Raw genomic sequence first — 21,129 nt, 5'->3', positions numbered from 1 at the left:
GGCCGCGCGGAGCATGATGGATGCCATGACTACCGAGAGCAAGCACATCGACACCCCGGTCTGGGAGCAGCGCTTCCGGGCACCCCGTGTCTCCCTGCCCGAATGGGCCGAGGAGGCCCCGGACCGCTCACTGTTCGTGTCCAACGCGACCGGGACGTACGAGCTGTACGCCTGGGACCGGGCGAGTGGCGGGCAGCGGCAGGTGACGGACCGGCCGAACGGGACGACGGACGGCACGCTGTCGCCGGACGGCGCCTCGATCTGGTGGTTCGCGGACACCGACGGGGACGAGTTCGGGGTGTGGATGCGCCAGCCGTTCGCGGGCGGCGCGGACGAGCCGGCCGTGCCCGGTCTCGCCCCCTCCTATCCGGCCGGCCTCGCCATCGGCCGGGAGGGCACGCTCGTGGTGGGCCGCTCCACGGACGAGGACGGTTCGACGGTCCATCTCGTACGGCCCGGGGCCGACGCCCCGGTCGAGATCTACCGGCACCGGGAGTCGGCCGGCGTCGGCGACCTGTCGTACGACGGCTCGCTGATCGCGATCGAGCACACCGAGCACGGGGACGCGATGCACTCGGCGCTGCGGGTGCTGCGGGCCTCGGACGCGAGTGTGGTGGCCGAGCTCGACGACACCAAGGGCGGCACGGAGGAGCTGGGGCTCACGGTCCTCGGCTTCGCCCCGCTGGCCGGGGACACCCGGCTGCTCGTCGGCCATCAGCGGCGCGGCCGCTGGGAGCCGATGCTGTGGGACGTGGCGACGGGCACCGAGACCGACCTGCGGCTCGATCTGCCGGGCGACGTGTCGGCCGAGTGGTATCCGGACGGCTCGGGCCTGCTGATCGTGCACGGCTTCGAGGCCCGCAGCGAGCTGTGGCGGTACGAGATCGCGACCGGCGCCCTGGTGCGGGTGGAGACCCCGGCCGGTTCGGTGTCGAGCGCGACGGCCCGGCCCGACGGCTCCGTGGAGTACCTGTGGTCCTCGGCGGCCGAGCCGCCGGTGGTGCGCTCCACGACCGGCGGTGTCGTCCTCGACCCGCCCGGTCCGAAGGCGCCGCCGTCGGTGCCGGTGGAGGACGTGTGGGTGGAGGGACCCGGCGGCAGGGTGCACGCGCTCGTGCAGCGCCCGGCGGAGGGCGAGGGCCCCTTCCCGACGGTCTTCGAGGTGCACGGCGGCCCCGCCTGGCACGACAGCGACGCCTTCGCCTCGGGCCCGGCGGCCTGGGTGGACCACGGGTACGCGGTGGTGCGGGTCAACTACCGGGGCTCCACGGGGTACGGCCGGGAGTGGACGGACGCGCTCAAGCACCGGGTCGGTCTGATCGAGCTGGAGGACATCGCGGCGGTCCGGGCCTGGGCGGTGGCGAGCGGCCTCGCGGACCCGGCGCGCCTGGTCCTGTCCGGCGGCTCCTGGGGCGGGTACCTCACCCTTCTCGGTCTGGGCACCCAGCCGGACGACTGGGCGGTCGGTCTGGCGGCGGTCCCGGTCGCGGACTACGTCACGGCGTACGAGGACGAGATGGAGGCCCTCAAGGCGCTGGACCGGACGCTGCTGGGCGGCTCGCCGGAGGAGGTGCCCGAGCGGTACGCGGCCTCGTCGCCGCTGACGTACGTGGACGCGGTGAAGGCCCCGGTGCACGTGTCGGCCGGCGTCAACGACCCGCGCTGCCCGATCCGCCAGATCGACAACTACATCGACCGGCTCGCGGCCCGGGGCGCGGTCCACGAGGTCTACCGGTACGACGCGGGCCACGGCTCGCTGGTGGTGGAGGAGCGGATCAAGCAGGTCGCCCTGGACCTGGACTTCGCGGCGAGACACCTGGGGACCCGGGCGTCGGAGGGCTGAGCCGGCTTGCGTACCGTGGGGGGCGTGTACCGGTTCCTGATGACGCCCCGCTGGTGGGGGATCAACGTCTTCGTCCTCCTCGCGATCCCGTTCTGCGTGTTCATGGGGACGTGGCAGCTCGGCAAGTTCGAGGACCGCGTGAAGTCCCACCAGGAGGCCGAGCGGCGGCCCGCCGCGAGCTCGCTGAAGGCCGAGGCGCTGGACTCGCTCCTGCCGGTCGACAAGGAGACCTCGGGCCGCTCGGCCGAGGCGCGCGGCCGGTTCGGGGAGCAGTTCCTCGTGCCGGACCGCGAGCTGGACGGCCGGACCGGCTCGTACGTCCTGACGCTGCTGAAGACCGACGGCGGACGGTCGCTTCCGGTGGTCCGGGGCTGGCTCCCCCAGGGCGCGAAGGCCCCCGCCCCGCCGTCCGGCGAGGTCACGGTGGTCGGCGCGCTCCAGGCCTCGGAGAACCCGGGCACGAAGGGCGTCGACGCGGCGGGCGGGCTCCCGGAGGGCCAGCTCGCCATGATCAGCGCGGCGTCCCTGGTGAACGTGGTCACGGACGACGTCTACGACGCCTGGATCACCCTCGCGGACTCCCCCACCGGCCTCAAGCCGGTCCCCGCCACAGCCGCGGAAGGCACGAGCCTGGACGCGAAGGCCTTCCAGAACCTCGGCTACACGGCCGAATGGTTCGTCTTCGCCGGCTTCGTCGTCTTCATGTGGTTCCGCCTCGTCCGCCGCGAGGCGGAAGCCTCCCGCGACGCGGCGCTGGGTCTGTAGACCCTGGCCCTGCGGACGCCGGGCTGCGGGCGGCCGGGCTTGCGGGCGGTGGGGCTGCGGGGCTGCGGGGCTGCGGGGCTGCGGCCGGGCCTACAACGCGCCGGCCTGTAGGCCCTGGGCCTGCGGGGCCCCGAGCCTGTGGGGCCCTGGTCCTGCGGGGCCCCGAGCCTGCGGGCGCGCCGGCCCTGCGGACGCGCCGGGCCCTGCGGACGCCAGGCTGCGGCTCACCGGGTCTGCGGGGCTTGCCGGGCCCTGCGGGGCTCCCCGGTCCCGGTCCCCCAGGCCGCCGGGCCCGTAGGGCACCCCGACCCGTAAGCCTCCCCGGTCCCCCAGACCGCCCTGACCGTCCGGCTGTCCCGGCCGCCCTCGCCGCCCTGACCGTCCCGGCCGCCCTGACCGTCTGGCCGTCCTCGCCGCCCTGACCGTCCGGCTGTCCCGGCCGCCCTGACCGTCTGGCCGCCTGACCGTCCCGGTCGTCCCGGCTGTCCTCGCAGCCCTGACCGTCCTGGCCGCCCTGACCGTCCTGGCCGCCCTGACCGTCCTCGTCGTCCTCGGCGTCCCGGCGGGGCTCAGGAGGTCGGGAGGACGCCTGTGCGGTAGAGGGTGCCGGAGCAGGCGTTGGGGATGAGGGCCGAGGCGGTGGGGCCGCCGGAGGGGGCGGTGTGGGTGACCACGACGCTGCCGTCGGCCGGGGCGGCGTCCTCGTGGCCCAGTTGGGGGGCCGTGCCCACTTCGGGGGCGGTGCTGGGGCCGGTGCCGGTGCCGCCGGAGTCGGTGCCGGGGCTGGGGTCGGGGTTGCCCGTACCGCCCGAGGGGGTGGGCGTCGGGGTCGGGGTGGCGGGCGGTTCGGTCGGGGTGGTGGGCGTGGGGGTCGGGGTGGTGCCGGTCGTCGGGCAGGTCTCGCTCGGCACCCAGACGAACTTCACCTCGTAGCTGTCCTTCGGCTTCAGGACGAGCGCGAAGGACTCCTGCGAGGGGTCGGGCAGTCCGCTGCCCGCGTCGCCCGCGGTGTGCCGGACCACCGAGATCTGGGCCGGGTCGGCCGCCCCGCGGGCCTCGACGCCGACGGTGCCCGCGCCGTCCACGACGCAGTCCGCGCCGGAGACGTTGGCGATGCGGAAGGTGCCGTGGACCTTGCCCTCGGCGTCGGGCCCGCCGGCGCCCTCCTGGGTGACGCCGAGCTGGTCGGCGGCGCACCGGGGGGCGGAGTCGGAGCCGGTGCCCGGCGTCCCCTGCGGGCTCTTGTCGGCGGCGTCGGCCCCCGGGCGCTGCGGCTTGCCGGAGGCGCCGTCGGCCTCGCCCGGGCTGGGCGAGGCGCCGCCCGCGGGGGGCGTGGAGCTCTTGCCGCCCACGACGCCGGTCTCGGTGCCGGTGCCGCCCTGGGCCTGCTCGCCGTGGCCGGCGTTCACGGGGTTGGCGGCGGAGATGCCGCCCGAGGTGGCGACGTGCACGAAGGCGGGGACGGCGGTGCCGATGAGGACGGCGGCGGCCGCGGCGCCGACGACGACCTGCCGCTTGCGGGCGCGTCGTGCGGGCACGGCGCGGCGCAGGTGCTCCAGCGAGCCGAGGGAGGGCTCCAGGCCGCCCACGGCGTCCTGGAACAGCCGCCGCAGCGCGAGCTCGTCGTCTCCCTCGCCGGTGCCGGGCTCGATCTTCACCATGCGCTGTCCACTCGGCTCGTCACGTACATCCAGGGCGTCGGGCTGCTTCTCTGCGGCGTTGCCGTCCTCGGGCGCCGTCTCGGGCGCCGCCTCGGGCGCCGCCTCGGGCGCCGCCTCGGCGGCATGCCTCTCGGGGACGTCGTCGCCGTCACGCTTCTCGTGGGCCACGCCGTCCCCGCCGGGTGCCTTGTTCATGTCGTCGCTCCCATCGCGACGCGCAGCGCCGCGATGCCCCGCGAACCGTACGCCTTCACCGATCCCAGGGATATCCCGAGCGTCTCGGCGACCTGAACCTCGGTCATGTCGGAGAAGTACCGCAGGGCGAGGACCTCGCGCTGGCGCCGCTGGAGCCCGCGCATGGCCTTGATCAGGTCCTCGCGCTCCAGCTGCTCGTACGCCCCCTCCTCCGCGCTGGCCATGTCCGGCATCGGCTTGGACAGCAGCTTGAGGCCGAGGATGCGGCGGCGCAGCGCGGACCGGGAGAGGTTGACCACGGTCTGGCGGAGGTAGGCGAGCGTCTTCTCGGGCTCACGGACCCGCTTGCGGGCCGAGTGGACGCGGATGAAGGCCTCCTGGACGACGTCCTCGCAGGAGGCCGTGTCGTCGAGGAGCAGCGCGGCGAGTCCGAGCAGCGACCGGTAGTGGGCGCGGTAGGTCTCGGTCAGGTGGTCGACGGTGGTGCCGGCCGCCGGGACGGTCTCGGCGCTCTTGCGGGGCGACGGGATGCCGTCGACGCCGCGCGTGTGGGCTCCGGTGGGCACGGGGGCGATCACCGGCATGCCGCCGAGTGCGCGCGGGCGCCGGAGCGGACGGATCGCCGAGCCGCGTACGGGGACGACGGCGCCGCTCCGCACGGGGAGCACCGCCGTGCCTCCGCCGCGCGGCGGGGCGATGGTCGCGATGTCGAGTACCTCTGCCACGCCTGTTGGACACGCTTACCCCCGACAGGGTTGTACGCGTACGCCACCCTTTTCGACGGTGAGTTGTTCGTCCTCATGCGTAACCGTTCTCCCCCGATGCCCCGCCTCCGGCGTGTCCCGCGCCACACGGTCGTGGGTGCACGCAGAGACGCGCCCCGCCCAACTCTGGTTGCAGTACGGGGGAAGTGCATCGTCGACCACGGCATCACCGCAGTTCAAGGGGTATCTGACGCCTTTTTGCTCACAGGTCTTTCACAGATCCCACAAATCCGTGACAAGGGATTCCGCGATCTGGAGCGCGTTCAGGGCGGCGCCCTTGCGGAGGTTGTCGGCGCAGACGAAGAAGTCGAGGGCGCGCTCGTCGTCGAGGGAGCGCCGAACCCGGCCGACCCAGGCGGGGTCGGTGCCGACGACGTCGGCGGGGGTGGGGAAGTCGCCCGCGGCCGGGTCGTCGTAGAGCACGACCCCGGGGGAGGTCGCGAGGACCTCGTGGGCGCGTCCGACGGGGACGGGGTTCTCGAAGCGGGCGTGGACGGAGACGGAGTGCCCGGTGACGACGGGGACGCGCACGCAGGTGGCGGCGATCCGGAGGCGGCTCAGGCCGAGGACGCGCCGGGTCTCGTCCCGTACGCGCTCCTCCTCGGTGGAGGACCCGTCGGCGGCGGGGGCGCCCGACCAGGGCAGGACGTTGAGCGCGAGGGGGCCGGGGAAGGGGCCGGTGCTGTCGCCGACGGCCCGCCGTACGTCTCCGGGGTGGGTGCCGAGGTCGCCGTCGGAGGCCACCAGGCCGAGCTGGGCGCGGAGCGCGTCGACGCCCGCCTGTCCGGCGCCGGCCCCGGACGCGGCCTGCTGGACGGTGACGACCAGTTCGGCGAGCCCGAACTCGGCGTGCAGGGCGCCCACGGCGACGATCAGCGCGAGGGTGGTGGAGCCGGGTCCGGCGACGATGCCCCGGGGGCGCACCCGGGCGGCGTGCGCGTTGATCTCGGGGACCACGAGGGGGACGTCGGGGTCCGCCCGGAAGGCGGCGGAGGTGTCCACGACGACGGCGCCCTTGGAGACGGCGATCGGCGCCCAGCGGGCGGCGACGTCCTCGGGCACCAGGAACAGCGCCAGGTCGACGCCGTCGAAGACCTCCTCGCTCAGCGCGAGGATCTCGCACTCCTCCCCGCGCACGGCGGCCAGGGGGGTCCCCCCTGCTCGAGCGGAGCCGAGAGCTTGGGGGAGGCCGGCCGAGCGCGGGGAGGAGACGAGGCGTATCTCGCCCCAGACGTCCGCGTGGTGCGTGAGCATCTGGAGCATCACCGAGCCGGCCGCCCCGGTCGCTCCCACGACCGCGAGCGTCGGCTTCGGGGTCATCGGCCGGTGCCTCCGTAGACGACGGCCTCGTCCGAGTCGCTGTCCAGACCGAAGGCGGTGTGGACGGCGCGCACGGCCTCGTTGACGTCGTCGGCGCGGGTGACGACCGAGATGCGGATCTCGGAGGTCGAGATGAGCTCGATGTTCACGCCCGCGTCGGAGAGCGCCTTGAAGAAGTCCGCGGTGACGCCCGGGTTGGTCTTCATACCGGCGCCGACCAGGGAGATCTTGCCGATCTGGTCGTCGTAGCGCAGCGAGTCGAAGCCGATCGCGCTCTTCGCCTTCTCCAGGGCGTCGATGGCCTTGTGGCCCTCGGCCTTGGGGAGGGTGAAGGAGATGTCCGTGAGGCCGGTGGAGGCGGCGGACACGTTCTGCACGATCATGTCGATGTTGATCTCGGCGTCCGCGACGGCGCGGAAGATGGCCGCGGCCTCGCCCGGCTTGTCCGGCACGCCGACGACGGTGATCTTCGCCTCGGAGGTGTCGTGGGCGACACCCGAGATGATGGCCTGCTCCACCTTCTGGTCCTTTGCGTCGGAAAGCGGTTCGTTGCTGACCCAGGTGCCCTGGAGTCCCGAGAAGGACGAGCGGACGTGGATCGGGATGTTGTAGCGGCGCGCGTACTCGACGCAGCGGTGCAGCAGCACCTTGGAGCCGGAGGCGGCGAGCTCCAGCATGTCCTCGAAGGAGATCCAGTCGATCTTCTTCGCCTTCTTCACGACGCGCGGGTCGGCCGTGAACACGCCGTCGACGTCGGTGTAGATCTCGCAGACCTCGGCGTCGAGCGCCGCGGCGAGCGCCACGGCGGTCGTGTCGGAACCGCCGCGCCCGAGCGTGGTGATGTCCTTCTTGTCCTGGCTGACGCCCTGGAAGCCGGCGACGATGGCGATGTTGCCCTCGTCGAGGGCGGTACGGATCCGGCCCGGCGTGACATCGATGATGCGCGCTTTGTTGTGGACCGAGTCGGTGATGACACCGGCCTGGCTGCCCGTGAACGACTGGGCCTCGTGGCCCAGGTTTTTGATCGCCATGGCCAGCAGGGCCATGGAGATCCGCTCTCCGGCGGTCAGCAGCATGTCGAACTCACGTCCGGCAGGGATCGGGGATACCTGCTCGGCGAGATCGATCAACTCGTCCGTCGTGTCGCCCATCGCGGAAACCACGACGACCACCTGGTGGCCGTTCTTCTTGGCGTCCACGATCCGCTTGGCGACGCGCTTGATGCCTTCGGCATCGGCAACGGAGGAGCCTCCGTACTTCTGCACGACAAGGCCCACGTGCGCTCCTCGCTCAGTCTATGCCGCAGCTGATGCTGCGATCGGCTCAGTCTATCGAGGGGGGACGAAACGCCAGGGTGATATCGGATGGTGAGACGGGGTGCTCGCGGAGTGATCACGGGGTCGGCTCTGCGAGGGCCTCCGCCACATGAACGGTGAGCGGGTGCCGCTCCCCCAGGACACGTACGCAGACGGGCAGCAGGTCCCTGTACTCGGCCAGGGCTCGGTCGGCCTCCCCCGAGGCCGCGTGCAGGTCGGCGAGGAGGATTCGCGCGCCCAGGGCCTCCATGCGCTCCTCACCGAGGAGGGTCCGCAACTCGGCCGCCACGTGCGAGCACAGTGCGAGGGCGTCGGAGGTGCGGTTCGCGGCCTGGTACATCTCGGCGAGGCCGAGCAACGTTCCCAGCGTCCGCTCCTCGCCCGCGCCGAAGAGAAGCGCCTGGTCCGCGGCCGCGCCCTCCAGGAGGGCGATCGCCTCGTCGAGCAGCCCGGCCTCCCCGTACGCCTGCGCGAGGGTTATCCGCGCCAGGATCGTGCCCATGTCGTCGGCCCCGAGCGACTCGGTCATGCTCCGCACCAGTGCGGCCGCCCGCTCGACCGCCCCGTCCGTGCCTCCCGTCGTACCGAGGAGCAAGCCGCGCGCCCCGAGCGTGAACGGATGCTCCGGCCCGTGAAGCCGCTCGGCACCTGCCAGAGCCCGCTCGAACACCCCGACCGCCGCCCCGGGCAGCCCGGCGAGCACGTAGTACGTGCCGGCCGCGGACAGCGCCCCCAGCAGCCGCACGTCGTCCTCCGCCGGGTCGGCGTGCCGCAGATACGCCTCGACGTGCGGCACCAGCCCGCGCCACGTCTCCCAGCAGGCCGGATTCTCGACGTCGTACGGTACGGCTTCGACAATCGCCGCCTCCGCCGCCCGCCGGGCCTCCCCGACGAGCCCGAGGCCCTCCGCCCCGGGCCGCCGGACCACCGCCTGCACCAGCCGGTGCACCGACACCGCCCCGTCCTCGTGCAGCGTCACCATGCTGTGCGCGGCCAGCTCCCCCAGCGCCTCCCGCGTTCCCGGCGCGGACGGCAGGAGCAGCACGGGGATCCGGTCCGGGGCGAACCAGGCAAGCAGCCGCAGGACCGCCCGCGCGGAGGCGTCGAGCCGTTCCAGCGTGACGCGCAGGGTCCGCGCAACGGCCTCCTCCGCGTTCCCCGGCCCGCCGCTCCGGCCCAGCTCCTCCAGGTACGCGAGCGGAGGCATCGCCGTACGTCCGCAGTACGCGGCGGCGATCTCGACGGCCAGCGGGAGGTGCCCGAGGCTCTCGCAGAGCCCCTCCGCCCCCGTGGTGTCCCGGGGCCCCGCGTGCGTCGCGACCCGTGTGAACAGCTCCACGGCCTCGCCCGCCGGCAGCACGGGCAGGTCGAGGACCCGCCCGATCCCGTACCAGGCGTCCGTCGACCGGCTCGTCAGCACCACCCGCCCCCGCCCGGTCCGGGCGAGCAGGCCTGCCACGTCCTCCGGATCGGTGACGTTGTCCAGGACCAGCAGCCACCCGTCATGCGCCGACAGCCACTGCAACGCTCGTTCCCGCAGCGCCTCCTGCGGCAGTACGTCGATCAGCTCCGGCTGCATCGCGGCGGCGAGGCCCGCGAGGCCCGCGTCCACGTCGGCCCGGCTCTCCGCCGTGATCCACCAGACGGGGTTACGGTGCGGGGCCTGCCGCCGGGCCCAGCGGGCGACCAGCGAGGACTTCCCGACGCCGCCGAGGCCGCAGACGACGACGGGCTCCTCCGCGGCTTCCAGGACGGCGAGTTCGTCCGTACGCCCGACGAAGTGCGCCGATTTACGGGGGACGTTGACCAACCCGTCGGGGCAGCGGACCGGGCCGGTCGCCTCGGGCGGCAGCACCGTCACCCGGTCCCCGGTGTGCACCCACCCGATGTCCCCGCCGGCCGCGACGGACCTCTCCCCCGACGCCGATACGCCCCCGCTCACGCGTCGCCCGTCGACACGCTCCCGATGTCCCCGCCGGCGGCGACGGAACGCTCACCGGAGGCGGTGACGGGGCCGGCGGCGGGGGGGCCGGATCCCGGCATGGCGGGCGGGGCGGGCGGGGCCTGCACCCCGTCACCGGTGACGGCGACCCCGATGTTCCCGCCTGCGGCGACAGAACGGGGCCCGGACGCCTCCACCCCGCTCCCGGAGCGCCCGAACTGCGCCCACAGGGAGAGCCCGAGCCCGACGACCGCGAGGATGAAACCGGCGACGCTGGCGATCTGGTCGGCCTTGCCGAGGTCGGTGAAGGCGACGACGAGGAGGGCGGTGACGCCGACGGTGGCGACGCCGATTCCGCTCCAGAGGAGGGGTTTCGAGGGGGTGGAGGCTGCCATGCAGCCATGATGCGGGACTCAGTCGTTCAACGACAGCTGTTCGCGGGCGAGCTGGCGGACCATCATGGTCAACAGCGTTCCGCCCAGGGTGGATTCGCAGTCGTCGAGGAGATCTCGCACCAGGCGCCGGGCCCGGTCGAGTTCACCGGCCTCGGTCAGGACGAAGACGTGGAATCCGCGCCGCACGAGGGTGTTCGGATGTGTCAGACCGAACCGTGTCCGAGCTCCCGCGACTCCTGCCTCGGTGAGGGCGAGGGCCCGGTCGGTCCGTCCCAGGTCCAGAAGGTTGCCGACGAGCGACCTCTCGATGCTGTCGATCAGAGCGGTGTCCTCGGGCAGAACCTCCCTGGCCCGGGCGAGCAGTGCCTCCAGCCCTGCACAGGCGCTCAGAGGATCGGGGTCGGCGCCGAGCAGCGCACGCCGTGCCCCCAGAGTCTCCGGGGCGTCCTCGCCCAGGGAGCGGGCCGCTCGGTCCACGTTCTCCCGCAGCAGCTCCTCGGCCCGGCGAGGGTCCGACGGAAGGAGCGCCTTCGCCAGCTGTGCTCGGGCCTCGATCGTGCGAGCGTCGTCAGGGCCGTACAGCCGGATGTTGAGCTCGAAGTACTCCTTGGGCAGACCGGCCAGCTCTGGAGAGCCATCGAGCTGCTGCTGCAGCACCAAGCCGCCCATGGCCTGGCGAGAGAGCTCGCTCTCCTCGCCGTACAGACGCGTGTAGCCGAGCAGGGCTCGCGCGAAGAGCAGGAGGGCGCGGCGGTCGGTCGTCATTCCGAGGACCATCCCGGCCCAGTGGAAGAGCATGCACCAATCCCCGGTGTCCTCGTCCGGCTCCGTGTGCTGGGCGAGGGACGCTACCTGGGTCGCGTAGGGCAGGCACACGTTCAGGGTCGCGGAGATGTTCCCCTGCACTCCGGACGCCGCCCGGGCCAGCAGGCCCCTCGCCTCCTCCCGCCCCCCGCCCCCGGCCCGCACCACCGCCTGCACCAACCGGTGCACCCCGATCGACTCCCCGTCCAGGCTGATCATGCTGTGCGCCCGCAGCCTCCGCACCGCCTCCGTAACCTCCACCGGACTCCCCAACGGCTCCAGCAACCGCCTCGGGATCCCCTCCGGAGCCCACCACGCCAGGATCGAGAGAATCCGCCCCGCCAGCGGCGTGTCCCCCAGGCGGTCCAGGGTCACCTGCCACACCCGCGCCACCGTCCGCCCCGCCTCGCCGCCCTCCGCCGTCAGGGCGTACGTCTCGGCCGGGTAGCGGGCCAGGAGGTCCAGGTAGGCGCGCGGGGTGATGCCCGCCTCGGCGCAGTACGCGGCGGCCTGGCGGAGGGCCAGCGGAAGGTGGCCCAGCTCCGCGCAGACCTCGGGAACGCCGTCCCCGGGGCAGACGCGCGTGAAGAGGGCCGCCGCCTCCGCCGGGTCCAGCTCCGGTACCGCGATCGTCTCGGCGAGGTCCTGCCAGCCCGTGGCGCGGCGGGTGGTGATCAGGACGCGCCCGCCCGTCGCACGGGCGAGGAGCGGCTTCACGTCGGCCGGGTCGGAGACGTTGTCCAGGATGAGGAGCCAGTCGTCATGCGCCGACAGCCACTGCAACGCCCGCTCCCGCAGGGCGTCGTCCGGGAGGACCCCCACGTACGCGGGCTGCATCGCGCGGGCGAGGGCCGCGAGGCCCGCGTCCAGCTCGCCGGCCGTCTCCGCGGTGATCCACCACACAGGATCGTGGTCGTCGAGCCGGCCGGCGGCCCAGTGCGCGGCGAGGGTCGATTTGCCGATGCCGCCGAGGCCGCAGAGGACCTGGACGCCGGAGGGGGCGCCCGCGTCCAGGCGGGACAGTTCTTCCGTACGGCCGACGAAGAGTGTCGTCCGTTCCGGTAAGTGGACGAGCCTGGTGTCCGGTACGGAGAGGGACTCCGCGGGCAGCAGGACGCCGTTCTCGACGAAGGTCACCCCGTCACCCGTGACGACCTTTCCGATGTCCCCGCCCGCCGCGACCGACCGGTCTCCGGAGGCCTCCGGTCTTCCCCTCAAGCGCGCTTGCCCCGCAGGCCCAGCGGGGCCGCGATCTCCTCCAGCATGACGCGGCCCGCCTCCTCGGCGAGGTCGTCCTCGGTGAGGTCCTCGTCGGTGTCGAGGCCGTCGAGGGCGGCGAGGGGCTGGTCGAGGCGGACGTGGGCGACGAGGGACTGGAGGGCGCGGAGGGTGGCGGAGGCGGTGGGGCCCCAGTTGGAGAAGTACGAGAACTGCCACCACCACAGGGCCTCGCTGGTGCGGCCGGCGCGGTAGTGGGCGAGGCCGTGGCGGAGGTCGGTGACGATGTCGGCGAGGTTGTCGGAGATGCGGGCCGGGACGGGGGCCTTGCGCGGCTCGTACGGGTCGAAGACCTCGGAGAAGACGTCGACCGGGTCCAGCATCACCGCGAACCGCTCGCGCAGTTCGTCGACGTCCGGCTCCGGGCCCGTGTCCGGCTCGTACCGCTCGTCCGGGACGATGTCCGCGTGCGCGCCCAGCCGGCCGCCCGCGAGGAGCAGCTGGCTGATCTCCAGGAGCAGGAAGGGCACGGCGCTGTCCGGCTCGTCACCCTTGGCGACCTCGGTCGTCGCGACGATGAAGCTCTCGATCGAGTCGGCGATCTGGACCGCGAAGTCGTCCGGATCCTGCGTGACGGAGTGCAGTGTGGCGTCAGACATCGAGCAGCCTCCCTGAGAGCGCGCGGGCGAGCGCGCCGGCCCTGTCGTCATACATCTAGCAGCCTCCGTCCCTCGAAGGCACGGCCGAGGGTCACCTCGTCGGCGTACTCCAGGTCGCCGCCGACCGGGAGCCCGCTCGCGAGCCGGGTGACCTTCAGTCCCATGGGCTTGATCATCCGCGCCAGGTACGTCGCGGTGGCCTCGCCCTCCAGGTTGGGGTCGGTCGCGAGGATCAGCTCGGTGACGGTGCCGTCCGCGAGCCGCGCGAGCAGCTCGCGGATGCGCAGGTCGTCCGGGCCGACGCCCTCGATCGGGCTGATCGCGCCGCCGAGGACGTGGTACCGGCCGCGGAACTCGCGGGTCCGCTCGATCGCCACGACGTCCTTGGGCTCCTCGACCACGCAGATGACGGTGAGGTCGCGGCGCGGGTCGCGGCAGATGTTGCACTGCTCCTGCTGCGCCACGTTCCCGCAGACCGCGCAGAACCTGACCTTCTCCTTGACCTCCAGGAGCGCGTGCGCGAGGCGGCGCACGTCCGTGGGCTCCGCCTGGAGGACGTGGAAGGCGATCCGCTGCGCGCTCTTGGGACCGACGCCGGGCAGCCTGCCCAGTTCGTCGATGAGGTCCTGAACCACGCCTTCGTACACCGGAACGCCCTTCTCGGAAGTGCTTGATTCTTACGGTAGTGGCTGGAAGCGAGCCTTAGAAGGGGCTCAGAAGCCCAGGCCCGGCATCCCGCCCATGCCCTGCGCCAGCGGACCGAGCTTGGCCTGCTGGAGCTGCTGCGCGTTCTCGTTGGCGGCCTGGACGGCGGCGACGATCAGGTCGGCCAGCGTCTCGGTGTCCTCCGGGTCGACGGCCTTCGGGTCGATGACCAGGCCGCGGAGCTCGCCGGAGCCGGTGACGGTCGCCTTCACCAGGCCGCCGCCCGCCTGGCCGTCGACCTCGGTCGCGGCGAGTTCCGCCTGCGCCCGGGCGAGGTCCTGCTGCATCTTCTGGGCCTGCTGGAGGAGCTGCTGCATGTTGGGCTGGCCACCACCGGGGATCACGGTCACTCACTCCTACTGGTCATCGGAACGTCCCCACGGCTCGTCGGAACGTCGGTATCCCGAGCCTACGTGCTCCCCGAGCGGGGTGCCGACGCAACTCTTTCGAGTGAGAAACTGCGGGCTCCTCTACCTGATCAACACCCTCTTGCGGGCGGAAATCCCGGGATTCCGGGTCCGTCGCCCACCATTCGGCGGTAGGAAGGGCAGGCACCACGTGCACCGCACGTCACAGAAGGACATGAGCGCTGAGCTGAACAGAGGAGTCCCCCGGTGAGCCAGCAGCCGGAGATGCAGCCGCCGGGGCCCCCCGGGGGAGACGCCACCCACGACCTGACCGGTACGCCGTTCCCCCTGGGCGACTGGGGCGAGCCCGCCGAACGGCTCGACGAGCTGTACCGCTGGGTCGAGACGAACGCCCTGCGCACCGCCGAGTGGTACCTCTCCGACCGCGTCTGGAAGCGCCGGGCCGCCCGGATCCTGCGGATCGGCACGGCCGCCGGGGTGGTCGCGGGGGCCGCGCTGCCCCTGCTCGACGTGACCGGGGTCGCCGAGGGCCTCGCGGGCTGGGGCTATCTGTCGCTGCTGCTCGGGGCCGCCTGCCTGGCCTGCGACCGGTTCTTCGGCCTGACGTCCGGCTGGATGCGGGACGTGGCCACGGCGCAGGCCGTGCAGCGCCGGCTCCAGGCCCTGCAGTTCGACTGGGCCGCGGAGAGCGTCCGGGAGGTCCTGGGCCCCACGGAGGGCACGGCGAGCGAGGCGGCCGAGCGCTGTCTCGGCGTGCTGCGCCGCTTCTCGGAGGACGTGACGGAGCTGGTGCGGGTGGAGACCGCGGACTGGATGGTCGAGTTCCGCTCGGGCCCGGCGCCGCTGGCGCTCCAGTCGGCCGGCGTGACCCCGGCGCGCGCGGAGATCCCCCACCCCTCGGGCCGCTTCCCCCTGCCGCCGGGCACCCGCCCGAACATGCCGCGTCAGCGGCCTCCGGAGGCCCGCTGACGCGGGCCTCCGGTACGCGTCGGGATCAGCTCAGGATGATCATCGAGCCCTGGGCGAGGCTCCGGGTCGCCGCCGCGTGCAGGCCCAGCCAGACGTGGCGCTCCCGGGCGAAGGGGTGGTCCTCGTACGGGCCGGTCTCGGCCGGCTCCTCCAGGGTGGTGGGCCGCTCCGGGGGCCGGGGGGCGGCGGGCGGGTTCATCGGGTCGATGCCGATCGAGGGGGCCACGAACTCCAGCTCGCGCAGGAGGCCGTACGAGGAGCCGAGCGGCCCGCCGCCTTCGAGGAGCTCGTCGCTGGCGAGCGGCACGGGGAAGTCCACCGGCACGTACGCGCCCGCGTGGTCGTAGTGCCAGACCAGGTGGGACTGCTGCGCGGTCGCCTCGAACATCTCCAGGAGCTGTTCGTAGTCCCCGCCGAGCGCGCCGACCGGCTCGACCGGCAGCCCGCACATCTGGAGCAGGTAGGCGCGGCGCAGGAAGTGCAGGGCCTCGTAGTCGAAGCCCGCGACGGGAGCGACGTCCCCGGAGAGCCCCGGCATGTACGCGTAGACGGGCACGGTCGGCAGGCCCGAGGCGCTCAGCACGGCGTCGTAGGCGGCTATCTCTTCGGCGAAGGGATTGTCGGGGCTGTGGCACAGCACGTCGACGAGGGGGACCAGCCACAGGTCACAGGCCAAGGGAGGCTCGCTCTCCGTCGGTTGCAGGGACGGCCAGGGTAGTCGGCTCGGCCGACGACGCCCACCCGCCGGTGACCTGCCCCCGGAGGCCCGGCCTCAACCGGATGGCACGTCAGCGGGCCCGCGCCTCCAGGCGGTCCGCCCATTCCAGCGAGTGCGCGTTGTACTCCCGGACGACCTCGACGGCGGCCTCCGCGTCGCGGCGGGTGATCGCGTCGACCAGGTCCACGTGCCCGCTCCACAGCCAGCCGAGGAGGTCCCGCTCGGAGCGCAGGTAGGGCACGGAGAAGACCCAGGCCTGGACGCGGAGCCGGTGCAGGAAGTCGGCGATGTAGTCGTTGGCGGAGACCAGGCGGCCCAGCTCGCGCCAGTAGCGGATGTCGTAGCCGATGAGGATGTCCAGGTCCCCGGCGCGGGCGGCGCGGGCGGCGGCCTCGCCCCGGCGGCGTACGGAGACGAGCGCGAGGGCGATGGCGTGGTCGGGCTCGGGGACGGCGGGAGGGCCGTCCGCGTGGCGGCGGAAGATGCCGTCGACGACGAGCGTCCGGGCCGCGACCATGTTCCGGTAGTCGCCGATCGAGTACTGGTGGACGCGGAAGCCGCGGTGCTGGTCGGAGTCGAGGAGGCCCTGCGCGCAGAGGTCGACGAGGGCTTCGCGGACGGGCGTCGCGGAGACCCCGTACTGCTCGGCGATCTGCTTGACGGTGAATTCCTCGCCCGGCTCGAGACGTCCTGCGAGCACTTCGTCACGCAGCGCGTCCGCAATCTGCTGTCGCAAGGTGTTGCGCGTGACAGCTCCGCTCGCGGGCATGGGTCGGCCCCCTCCGTCCGGTTTCGGACACCCTAGTCCAGACGGAGGGGGCCTCCTCGTTACGAGGTCAGACCGTGTGCTCGTCGGCCACCGAGAGGGCCGCGTCGAGGGCCGCCAGGCCCTCCTTGGCCTCGGCCTCGGACACGTTGCAGGCGGGAACCGCGTGGGTGCGGTTCATGTTGATGAAGGGCCACAGGCCGTTCTTCTTCGCCGCCGCGCCGAGGGCCGCCATCGGCGCGTTCGCCTCGCCGGCCGCGTTGTACGGGACGAGCGGCTCGCGCGTCTCCTTGTTCTTGACCAGGTCGAGGGCCCAGAAGACGCCCATGCCGCGGACCTCGCCGACGGACGGGTGGCGCTCGGCGAGCGCGCGCAGGCCGGGGCCGAGGACGTTCTCGCCGATGTGGGCGGCGTTCTCGACGACCTTCTCGTCGGCCATCACGTTGATGGTGGCGACGGCGGCGGCGCAGGCCAGCGGGTGACCGGAGTAGGTCAGGCCGCCCGGGTAGGGGCGCTTGTCGAAGGTCGCGGCGATCTTCTCGCTGATGGCGACGCCGCCGAGCGGCACGTAGCCGGAGTTCACGCCCTTGGCGAAGGTCATCAGGTCGGGCACGACGTCGAAGTGCTCGGCGGCGAACCACTTGCCGGTGCGGCCGAAGCCGGCCATGACCTCGTCGAGGATGAAGACGATGCCGTACTTGTCGCAGATCTCGCGGACGCCGGCGAGGTAGCCGGGCGGCGGGGTCATGATGCCGGCGGTGCCGGGCACGGTCTCCAGGATGATCGCGGCGATCGTCGCCGGACCCTCGAAGGCGATCGTGTCCTCCAGGTGCTGGAGGGCCCGCGCGCTCTCCTCCGCCTCGGTGGTGGCGTAGAAGGGCGAGCGGTAGAGGAAGGGCGCCCAGAAGTGCACGACGCCCGCGGAGGCCGTGTCGGAGGGCCAGCGGCGCGGGTCACCGGTCAGGTTGATCGCCGTGGAGGTGGCGCCGTGGTACGAGCGGTAGGCGGAGAGCACCTTCGTACGGCCGGTGTGCAGCCGGGCCATGCGGACGGCGTTCTCGACGGCCTCGGCACCGCCGTTGGTGAAGAAGATCTTGTCCAGGTCGCCCGGGGTGCGCTCGGCGATGAGGCGTGCGGCCTCGGAGCGGACGTCCACGGCGAAGGCGGGCGCGAAGGTCGCGAGCTTCCCGGCCTGCTCCTGGATCGCGGCGACGACCTTCGGGTGCTGGTAGCCGATGTTCGTGTAGACGAGACCGCTGGTGAAGTCCAGGTAGCGGTTGCCGTCGTAGTCCCAGAAGTACGAACCCTCCGCGCCGGCGACGGCGAGCGGGTCGATCAGTCCCTGTGCGGACCAGGAGTGGAAGACGTGCGCGCGGTCGGCGGCCTTGACGGCCGCGCCGGCCTGGGGATCGGGTTCGACATGAGGGGTCATGCGGTCGAGGGTAAGGAACCGCAGGTGGGACGGGCCATGGCCATCTTGTCCATCGAGACCGTGGCGGACCCGACACCTTGCTGGGCCGTCCCCGACGGCTCCGGCACCCCTATGCTGCGCGGCATGGACACGCCCGGTCGCAGCGCCGCCACGACGCTCACCGGCTGGGGCATGGTCCTCAGCGCCGGAGCGGCCCTGCCCGTCTCCCTCGCGGGGGTCTCCCCGTACCCGCCGCTCGTGGCCCCGCTGGCGCTCGCCGGACTCTCCGTCGCCTTCGCCGCCGCCTGGGTCCTCGCCTCGTACCGGGCCTCCACCCACCGCTCCCGGGACCCGCTGTCCAAGCCGTACCGGGAGACCCGCCGGCCGAACCCCGCCCTGCGGTACGTGTTCGGCTTCGGCGTCGCCCTCGCCACCGCCGCCGCGTTCATGGCGGTCTTCACCATCGACAGCGACTACGGCCGCGAGACCGAGCGCCTGGAGGCCGCCGGGTACGACCAGTACCGGGTCCCCGTGGTCCGTCTCGTGAGCGATCCCGTCTTCCACAAGGGCGACGAAGACCACGACCCGTACTACACCACCGACCTCGTCCTGCGGATCCCGTACGCGTCGGGTCCGCGCGAGGTCACCGTCCGCGACGTGTACACCCGCGTCAAGCGGCCCGTGGCCGGCCGCACGAAGGTGGGCGTGTACTTCGCGCCCCGCGACCCGGCGGTACCCGTCGTCGAGAACGGCTCCCGCGACACGTTCTGGTACTTCCTCATCCCGTTCGCCATCTGGGGCGGCCCCTGGACCCTGATCGCGGGCGGGATCCTCTCCGGCTCCATGGACGACAACGAGGTGCACGGGCTGCGCCGCTTCGAGCCGGATGTCCACCTCCCCGCCCTCGGCATCCTCCTCGTCGGCCTGGCCCTGCTGCTGCCGGTCGCCCTCGGCTTCGAAGTGGCGGGCCACGACCGCCTGCCCGCCCTCCTCGCCTCCCTGACCCCGGCCCTGGCCTTCACCTGGCTGGTCAAGCGGGGCTGAACCGGCCGGGATCCGTGCGCACGACCTCCTCCCGGTACTCCCCCGCCGACCCCTGGTCGGCAAAGAGCTCCGACACGGCGCTCCGCAGCAACAGCGGGTGCACGAAGCGGTCCTGACACGTCGGCGGGAACCGCCACGCCAGGGGCCAGGTCCTCCCGGTGAGCGCCGGCACCGGTACGTAACTCACGTGCGCCGGTCCCGCGTTGAAGCGCGTCACCCCGCGCGGCCACGCCCGGTGCGCCGTCGAGCCCGGCGGCACGAGGAAATAGACCCCGCGCCGACCGTTCGCCTCCATCACGACGGGCCCCGGGTCTCCCCCCGTCAGCGCCTCCATCCAGTCGGCCAGCCGACGCCCTTCGTCACCGTCCACGCGAACGGCGTCGAATTGTACGCCCGCCTTACGGAGTTGGAATCCGGAAACTGGAATCCAATCCACCTTCACTTCCCGATTCTCTTCAATCACGACACCATGCTCCCGCGTCGGCGCTAGCGTTTTCCACGACTGCGGCGGGCGCGTCGACAACCCCTTGACCTGCGTCAACGCACCTCGCACGCAGTCGAATTCGGCGGGGAGCAGTTGAGACCGGTTGAGATCGGTTGAGTCCGAATGGGGAGCATGAATGGCACGAGCGGAAAACAGGGAAACAGTCGGCCCCGCGGCCCGCATGGCGGCCGCCGTGGCCAAGCGATTGCGACTGAAGAAGGGATGGACCCAGGAGTATCTGGGGGCGCAAATGGGCTTCACCGGCGCGGCCATCAGCGCCATGGAGCGCCTCATCCACCCGGTGAGCGACGACATGCTCGTCCAGCTCGAAAGCGTCCTCGGCGGCGGCACGGGCATCTTCGAGGAGATGCGGGAGCTCGTACGGCTGGAGAAGCTGCCGGAGCAGTTCCGGGAGTACGCGCCGATCGAGCAGAAGGCGGTGGCGTTGTGGTTGTACGCCAATCACGTCGTCCACGGGCTGTTCCAGACGGAGGCGTACGCACGGGCGCTGATCGCCGGCGGTTACCCGGAGCCGACGCCGGAGCGGATCGAGGAGCTGGTCGTCGCCCGTATGGCCCGGAAGAAGCTGTTCGACCGGAAGCCGGTGTGCGAGATCGAGCTGATCCTCGACGAGTCGGTGCTCAGGCGAACGATCGGGAGCGAGGACATCATGCGGGAGCAGTTGCTGTACTTGGCGGAGTGCGCCCAGAGGAGCAACGTGAACCTTCAGGTGCTCCCGCTGGACGCGGGGTTGGGGGGTAAGTACGCAGGGGCCCGAGGCGACCTGAACATCGTGGAGACCCCGGCCCACGACCACGTGACCTACCTGGAGATCCAGGGGGAAAGCCTGCTGATCACCGACCGGACGAAGGTCAGTACCCATCGGCAGCGGTATGCGAAGATCCGGGCACAGGCCCTGGATCCGCGCAGGTCGCTGGGCGTCATCGAGGAGTTGGCGGGAGTACGGAGATGAGCGAGACCCTGCACTGGTTCAAGTCCAGCTACAGCGACGATGGCGGAGGGAACTGCGTAGAAGTCGCCACCTGCGCCCACGCCGTCCACCTCCGCGACTCCAAGGTCAGCGACGGGCCCACGTTCGCCGTGGAGCCCGCCGCCTGGACCGCGTTTCTTGGATGGGCCGACCGTCAGCAGTAGAGGTTCGAGCCGGCGGGAACGCCCAGGATCTGGGTGAACTGCTGGTACTTGGTGACCCGGCTCTGGACCTGGGCCGGGTTGCCGCCGTTGCATTCCAGGCTGCCGTTGATGGCCCAGATGGTCTGGCCGAAGCCGGCGCCGTTGACCATGGCGTTGTGGGCGGTCATGGTGCCGGGGCCCTTCTGGGTGTTCCAGTACCAGAGGCCGGTCTGCATGGCGACGGACGGGTCCTGCTCGACGCGCCAGGGGTTGTTGAGCAGGTCGATGCCGAGGGCGTCACCGGCCGCCTTGTAGTTGAAGTTCCAGGAGAGCTGGATGGGGCCGCGGCCGTAGTACGCGGACTGGCCGGCGGGGCAGCCGTACGACTGCGTCGCGTCGCAGTAGTGGGGGTAGTTGGCGGTGTTCTGCTCGACGATGTAGTAGAGCCCGCCGGTCTCGTGGGAGACGTTGGCGAGGAAGGCGGCGGCCTCCTGCTTCTTCACCGTGTCGGTGCCGGTGGTGGCGAAGCCGGGGTAGGCCTTGAGGGCGGCCCCGAGGCCCGCGTACGTGTAGAAGGGGTTCCGGCTCGGGAACATCTGGTTGAACTGGGCCTCGGAGACGACGAATCCGGAGGGGTCCGGGTCCGTG

At 72.4% G+C, this 21,129-nt stretch carries 21 protein-coding genes; 6 read left to right on the top strand and 15 right to left on the bottom strand.

What is annotated here, in order from left to right:
- The first annotated feature begins 16 nt into the window (after positions 1 to 16).
- A complete protein-coding gene (locus ACFYUS_RS29845; RefSeq protein ID WP_388858782.1) occupies positions 17 to 1,843 on the top strand; it encodes a prolyl oligopeptidase family serine peptidase in 1,827 nt (608 codons plus the stop codon).
- 24 nt (positions 1,844 to 1,867) lie between these two features.
- A complete protein-coding gene (locus ACFYUS_RS29840) occupies positions 1,868 to 2,608 on the top strand; it encodes an SURF1 family protein (protein WP_388858779.1) in 741 nt (246 codons plus the stop codon).
- Positions 2,609 to 3,177: 569 nt separating this feature from the next.
- Here the strand turns inward: ACFYUS_RS29840 and ACFYUS_RS29835 are convergent.
- The 10 genes from ACFYUS_RS29835 to ACFYUS_RS29790 form a co-directional block, all read right to left on the bottom strand.
- A complete protein-coding gene (locus ACFYUS_RS29835) occupies positions 3,178 to 4,464 on the bottom strand; it encodes a hypothetical protein (protein WP_388858777.1) in 1,287 nt (428 codons plus the stop codon).
- Positions 4,461 to 5,189, bottom strand: coding sequence for a SigE family RNA polymerase sigma factor (locus tag ACFYUS_RS29830; protein WP_388858775.1), 729 nt, complete (start codon positions 5,187 to 5,189; stop codon positions 4,461 to 4,463). The genes ACFYUS_RS29835 and ACFYUS_RS29830 overlap by 4 nt, the downstream gene beginning before the upstream one ends.
- A 252-nt stretch (positions 5,190 to 5,441) precedes the next feature.
- The gene (locus tag ACFYUS_RS29825; protein ID WP_388858772.1) at positions 5,442 to 6,548 is read right to left on the bottom strand and encodes an aspartate-semialdehyde dehydrogenase; all 1,107 of its coding nucleotides are present in this window, start codon (positions 6,546 to 6,548) and stop codon (positions 5,442 to 5,444) included.
- On the bottom strand, positions 6,545 to 7,825 hold the full coding sequence (locus tag ACFYUS_RS29820; protein ID WP_388858769.1) for an aspartate kinase: 1,281 nt from the start codon (positions 7,823 to 7,825) through the stop codon (positions 6,545 to 6,547). Before ACFYUS_RS29820 ends, ACFYUS_RS29825 begins: the two co-directional genes overlap by 4 nt.
- 115 nt (positions 7,826 to 7,940) lie before the next feature.
- Positions 7,941 to 9,743 carry a tetratricopeptide repeat protein gene (locus ACFYUS_RS29815; protein ID WP_388858767.1) on the bottom strand — a complete coding sequence of 601 codons (1,803 nt, stop codon included), beginning with the start codon at positions 9,741 to 9,743 and terminating at the stop codon, positions 7,941 to 7,943.
- Between the two features lie 59 nt (positions 9,744 to 9,802).
- Entirely contained in the window at positions 9,803 to 10,201 is a 399-nt protein-coding gene (locus ACFYUS_RS29810; protein WP_388858763.1) for a hypothetical protein, read from the bottom strand.
- Between the two features lie 18 nt (positions 10,202 to 10,219).
- Positions 10,220 to 12,223: a tetratricopeptide repeat protein gene (locus tag ACFYUS_RS29805; protein ID WP_388858760.1), complete on the bottom strand. Its 2,004-nt coding sequence runs from the start codon at positions 12,221 to 12,223 to the stop codon at positions 10,220 to 10,222.
- Positions 12,220 to 12,882: a DUF5063 domain-containing protein gene (locus ACFYUS_RS29800; protein WP_388858757.1), complete on the bottom strand. Its 663-nt coding sequence runs from the start codon at positions 12,880 to 12,882 to the stop codon at positions 12,220 to 12,222. The genes ACFYUS_RS29805 and ACFYUS_RS29800 overlap by 4 nt, the downstream gene beginning before the upstream one ends.
- 47 nt (positions 12,883 to 12,929) lie before the next feature.
- A complete protein-coding gene (gene recR, locus ACFYUS_RS29795; RefSeq protein WP_030747474.1) occupies positions 12,930 to 13,529 on the bottom strand; it encodes a recombination mediator RecR in 600 nt (199 codons plus the stop codon).
- A gap of 66 nt (positions 13,530 to 13,595) precedes the next feature.
- Positions 13,596 to 13,931, bottom strand: a complete 336-nt coding sequence (locus ACFYUS_RS29790) for a YbaB/EbfC family nucleoid-associated protein (RefSeq protein WP_352018515.1) — start codon at positions 13,929 to 13,931, stop codon at positions 13,596 to 13,598.
- A 288-nt stretch (positions 13,932 to 14,219) separates the two neighbouring features.
- Between ACFYUS_RS29790 and ACFYUS_RS29785 the strand changes: the two genes are divergently transcribed.
- Positions 14,220 to 14,924, top strand: coding sequence for an SLATT domain-containing protein (locus ACFYUS_RS29785; protein ID WP_388859249.1), 705 nt, complete (start codon positions 14,220 to 14,222; stop codon positions 14,922 to 14,924).
- Positions 14,925 to 14,949: 25 nt separating this feature from the next.
- Here ACFYUS_RS29785 and ACFYUS_RS29780 read toward each other — a convergent pair whose 3' ends face one another.
- From ACFYUS_RS29780 to ACFYUS_RS29770, 3 genes are all read right to left on the bottom strand, one after another.
- Positions 14,950 to 15,600 carry a hypothetical protein gene (locus ACFYUS_RS29780; RefSeq protein ID WP_388858754.1) on the bottom strand — a complete coding sequence of 217 codons (651 nt, stop codon included), beginning with the start codon at positions 15,598 to 15,600 and terminating at the stop codon, positions 14,950 to 14,952.
- Positions 15,601 to 15,712: 112 nt separating this feature from the next.
- Entirely contained in the window at positions 15,713 to 16,411 is a 699-nt protein-coding gene (locus ACFYUS_RS29775) for a GntR family transcriptional regulator (RefSeq protein ID WP_388858751.1), read from the bottom strand.
- A 67-nt stretch (positions 16,412 to 16,478) separates the two neighbouring features.
- Positions 16,479 to 17,840, bottom strand: coding sequence for an aspartate aminotransferase family protein (locus ACFYUS_RS29770; protein ID WP_388858748.1), 1,362 nt, complete (start codon positions 17,838 to 17,840; stop codon positions 16,479 to 16,481).
- A gap of 36 nt (positions 17,841 to 17,876) precedes the next feature.
- Here ACFYUS_RS29770 and ACFYUS_RS29765 point away from each other — a divergent pair, with 36 nt between their 5' ends.
- On the top strand, positions 17,877 to 18,863 hold the full coding sequence (locus ACFYUS_RS29765) for a hypothetical protein (protein WP_388858745.1): 987 nt from the start codon (positions 17,877 to 17,879) through the stop codon (positions 18,861 to 18,863).
- On the opposite strand, the gene ACFYUS_RS29760 is transcribed toward ACFYUS_RS29765, so the two are convergent.
- The gene (locus tag ACFYUS_RS29760) at positions 18,850 to 19,305 is read right to left on the bottom strand and encodes a hypothetical protein (RefSeq protein WP_388859246.1); all 456 of its coding nucleotides are present in this window, start codon (positions 19,303 to 19,305) and stop codon (positions 18,850 to 18,852) included. The two genes, ACFYUS_RS29765 and ACFYUS_RS29760, sit on opposite strands and share 14 nt — an antisense overlap.
- Positions 19,306 to 19,483: 178 nt before the next feature.
- Here ACFYUS_RS29760 and ACFYUS_RS29755 point away from each other — a divergent pair, with 178 nt between their 5' ends.
- On the top strand, positions 19,484 to 20,320 hold the full coding sequence (locus ACFYUS_RS29755) for a helix-turn-helix transcriptional regulator (RefSeq protein WP_388858742.1): 837 nt from the start codon (positions 19,484 to 19,486) through the stop codon (positions 20,318 to 20,320).
- Complete coding sequence (locus ACFYUS_RS29750) at positions 20,317 to 20,502, top strand: DUF397 domain-containing protein (RefSeq protein ID WP_388858739.1); 186 nt, start codon at positions 20,317 to 20,319, stop codon at positions 20,500 to 20,502. Before ACFYUS_RS29755 ends, ACFYUS_RS29750 begins: the two co-directional genes overlap by 4 nt.
- Here ACFYUS_RS29750 and ACFYUS_RS29745 read toward each other — a convergent pair.
- Positions 20,493 to 21,129: chitinase (locus ACFYUS_RS29745; RefSeq protein ID WP_388858736.1), on the bottom strand; the 637-nt coding region annotated here is incomplete at its 5' end. The genes ACFYUS_RS29750 and ACFYUS_RS29745 overlap by 10 nt on opposite strands.

Origin of the sequence: Streptomyces sp. NPDC004284, from assembly GCF_042874035.1 — a bacterium.
Classification (GTDB): domain Bacteria; phylum Actinomycetota; class Actinomycetes; order Streptomycetales; family Streptomycetaceae; genus Streptomyces.
The sequence above is the reverse complement of the archived record's forward strand: the minus strand, read 5'-3'. Positions and strand labels throughout refer to the sequence as shown.

What these genes read in the sequence shown, in the direction of transcription:
- ACFYUS_RS29765 (WP_388858745.1), top strand. Translation starts at nt 17,877, where the DNA reads ATGGCCATCTTGTCCATCGAGACCGTGGCGGACCCGACACCTTGCTGG.
- ACFYUS_RS29835 (WP_388858777.1), bottom strand. Translation starts at nt 4,464, where the DNA reads ATGAACAAGGCACCCGGCGGGGACGGCGTGGCCCACGAGAAGCGTGAC.
- ACFYUS_RS29755 (WP_388858742.1), top strand. Translation starts at nt 19,484, where the DNA reads ATGGCACGAGCGGAAAACAGGGAAACAGTCGGCCCCGCGGCCCGCATG.
- ACFYUS_RS29750 (WP_388858739.1), top strand. Translation starts at nt 20,317, where the DNA reads ATGAGCGAGACCCTGCACTGGTTCAAGTCCAGCTACAGCGACGATGGC.
- ACFYUS_RS29770 (WP_388858748.1), bottom strand. Translation starts at nt 17,840, where the DNA reads ATGACCCCTCATGTCGAACCCGATCCCCAGGCCGGCGCGGCCGTCAAG.
- ACFYUS_RS29775 (WP_388858751.1), bottom strand. Translation starts at nt 16,411, where the DNA reads ATGCCCGCGAGCGGAGCTGTCACGCGCAACACCTTGCGACAGCAGATT.
- ACFYUS_RS29800 (WP_388858757.1), bottom strand. Translation starts at nt 12,882, where the DNA reads ATGTCTGACGCCACACTGCACTCCGTCACGCAGGATCCGGACGACTTC.
- ACFYUS_RS29825 (WP_388858772.1), bottom strand. Translation starts at nt 6,548, where the DNA reads ATGACCCCGAAGCCGACGCTCGCGGTCGTGGGAGCGACCGGGGCGGCC.
- ACFYUS_RS29785 (WP_388859249.1), top strand. Translation starts at nt 14,220, where the DNA reads ATGCAGCCGCCGGGGCCCCCCGGGGGAGACGCCACCCACGACCTGACC.
- ACFYUS_RS29845 (WP_388858782.1), top strand. Translation starts at nt 17, where the DNA reads ATGGATGCCATGACTACCGAGAGCAAGCACATCGACACCCCGGTCTGG.
- ACFYUS_RS29810 (WP_388858763.1), bottom strand. Translation starts at nt 10,201, where the DNA reads ATGGCAGCCTCCACCCCCTCGAAACCCCTCCTCTGGAGCGGAATCGGC.